Origin of the sequence: Brasilonema sp. UFV-L1 (assembly GCF_012912105.1) — a bacterium.
In the GTDB taxonomy this organism is placed as follows: Bacteria; Cyanobacteriota; Cyanobacteriia; order Cyanobacteriales; family Nostocaceae; genus Brasilonema.
On record NZ_QMEA01000279.1, the window covers coordinates 1 to 2,204 of the forward strand.

Below are 2,204 nucleotides of genomic sequence, written 5' to 3' on the forward strand. Positions count from 1 at the left end.
GTCCTAAAGACTCGTGGATGAGTCCTAAAGACTCATGGATGAGTCCTAAAGACTCGTGGATGAGTCCTAAAGACTCGCTGACGAGTCCTAAAGACTCGTGGATGAGTCCTAAAGACTCATGGATGAGTCCTAAAGACTCGTGGATGAGTCCTAAAGACTCGCTGACGAGTCCTAAAGACTCGTGGATGAGTCCTAAAGACTCGTGGATGAGTCCTAAAGACTCGTCAACGAGAAGAAATATCTCGTTTGACTAACTTGAGGAATCAGAAGCAGGTTTAACAGATTTACTTCTGATTGCTTTAAAGCGTTCGCCTAGCTGTTCAGAAAGACTTTTTAAACCAGGAGTTTTTTTCGCCGCAGTCTTGACATAGTCATAAACCAGCAAACCGCTGCTCATCGCTTCACTACCCACTGCTAGTAGAGTATCATCTACCTGTTCACTGAGTTGCCGCAGTGCAATTAAAAGTTCTGTGAGTGTCGCGGCTAATTGATAATCCCGAACAAATTCCTCAAGGTTAAAACTGGCGGGTAAAATGTTGGGGTTTGACACAGCAGCTGTGATACTATTGTTGACAAACGCTAAACTTTTATCGCCCATTTTAAATAACTTGTGCCGTTCTTCTGTACTTAGAGTAATCAGAAAAGGCATCTTTTTTTGAACTGTCTGAAGCGCTGCTTTGATTTGTTGAATATCTTCTGGAGAAAGGGTGGCGCTAATATTTTGGGGAAGCATTGTATTTCACCGTATAAACACTAAGAATCAAGTAGCAATAATTGCTAATTTTATGATTCCCGCAGTGTTGAATAGACAAGATTGCAAAAATGCCTGATTTGTCATGTTGAGCGGAGCGAAACATCTGGTGAGATTCCATGTCTTTCAGACACGCTGCGCTAACGCTACACTGCGTTTCGCGACTAATGACATTCACGATTTTTTGAATGAGTGCAATCTTGTCTAATGCTGAACTCACCCCTCATGACTTTTAGATAGAAATTAAAATATTCTCTTTTTATACTGACGCTTTTACCCTACTTGTTCTACTTCGTTATGCGTCGTAATGCTGAAGCAGATGGATACTTACCTGCATCTATTAAAGCTTGCCGTTCTGGAATCCGCTCATTACTGTTAAAATCTAGAATGCGTACTGTGACTTCTCCTATATCTGTCAGCGGTTGAATCACAGCTTCATCTAGTCGAAAGTGATCTCCCCAAAAATCTCTACGTGGGTTGAAGAAGCGGACGAGTTCTCCAGTACGCCAATTAATTGAACCCAAATCAGTTCCTTTTTGAAGATTGCAGAAAACACAGGCGTAGCAGAGATTATCCTCTGTTGTCGCTCCACCATGTTTGACGCTAATGATATGATCAACTTGACAACCTGATGGTGTTTCTATTTCTAAAGTAAGGCAGTACTCACACAGATAGTCAGCACGAGCTGCAACTAAACGCCGAAGTTCTGAATTAACGTAAGGACGAGACACTTTTAATACTTACTCAGCACTAATATACTTATAAGCTCGCGCTTTTGCTAATCGCATTATATGCTCTAGCGTGAGGAAATGATCTAATTCTCGTTTTTCCTCTGGTGTTAGTTCCCCCATTTTGTGTTTATACACTAAGTCTTCTAAATGGTCTTTTGCTGAATCTGAAAGTTGAAAATCGACGACGCTTTGGGGAGTGGTTCCAGTAGCAATGAAGTCTATAATTTCGTCGTATACTTTTGTTGTTTGGGTAGGTGTATTCATAGCGCGTATCTCTTCTTTTTGCTAATTATACTTCTATGCTACTGTCCAGGATTTTGCTAGCGTTTGAGGTTCTGGCAGAGGTTCGTTATTTTCTAATGATGTTTCAATTAACATTTCTAGCACTTCTTGAGCGTTTTTGAGCGCTTCTTCGTAAGTCTCTCCGTGGGTATGGCAAAACTCTCCCCATTCGGGAAAACTGACAACAAAACAATTATCTTCATTAGATCACTGAATAATGATGGTGTAATGATAATTCATTCTTGTTCTTTTTAATTTTCTAATTTTCTTGGGCATATATTTAGCTTATATTCTCACTCTCTCACCCCTGAGTTTTTTTCCTTTTAATATTCCTTTTAATAATTATAATCGCCCACAATTGTCGCATAACCCCACCCCGGTTTTGTCTGACGCCAAAACCGCCCCTCCCCTTACTAAGGGGAGGGGATTAAGGGGTGGGG

General features: G+C 40.8%; 4 protein-coding genes and 1 pseudogene. 1 reads left to right on the forward strand and 4 read right to left on the reverse strand.

The window, feature by feature from the left end:
• Window positions 1-254 (forward strand): hypothetical protein (locus DP117_RS34055; RefSeq protein WP_211176529.1); only part of this gene is annotated, 254 nt, incomplete at its 5' end.
• Here the strand turns inward: DP117_RS34055 and DP117_RS34060 are convergent.
• The 4 genes and pseudogenes from DP117_RS34060 to DP117_RS34075 form a co-directional block, all read right to left on the reverse strand.
• On the reverse strand, window positions 251-733 hold the full coding sequence (locus tag DP117_RS34060) for a hypothetical protein (RefSeq protein WP_169222564.1): 483 nt from the start codon (window positions 731-733) through the stop codon (window positions 251-253). The two genes, DP117_RS34055 and DP117_RS34060, sit on opposite strands and share 4 nt — an antisense overlap.
• A gap of 305 nt (window positions 734-1,038) precedes the next feature.
• The gene (locus tag DP117_RS34065) at window positions 1,039-1,482 is read right to left on the reverse strand and encodes an HNH endonuclease (protein WP_169222565.1); all 444 of its coding nucleotides are present in this window, start codon (window positions 1,480-1,482) and stop codon (window positions 1,039-1,041) included.
• Window positions 1,483-1,491: 9 nt separating this feature from the next.
• A complete protein-coding gene (locus DP117_RS34070) occupies window positions 1,492-1,746 on the reverse strand; it encodes a hypothetical protein (protein ID WP_169222566.1) in 255 nt (84 codons plus the stop codon).
• Window positions 1,747-1,779: 33 nt separating this feature from the next.
• Window positions 1,780-2,004: pseudogene (locus DP117_RS34075) on the reverse strand (type II toxin-antitoxin system HicB family antitoxin).
• Between the last annotated feature and the right edge of the window lie 200 nt (window positions 2,005-2,204).

What these genes read in the sequence shown, in the direction of transcription:
- DP117_RS34060 (WP_169222564.1), bottom strand. Translation starts at nt 733, where the DNA reads ATGCTTCCCCAAAATATTAGCGCCACCCTTTCTCCAGAAGATATTCAA.
- DP117_RS34070 (WP_169222566.1), bottom strand. Translation starts at nt 1,746, where the DNA reads ATGAATACACCTACCCAAACAACAAAAGTATACGACGAAATTATAGAC.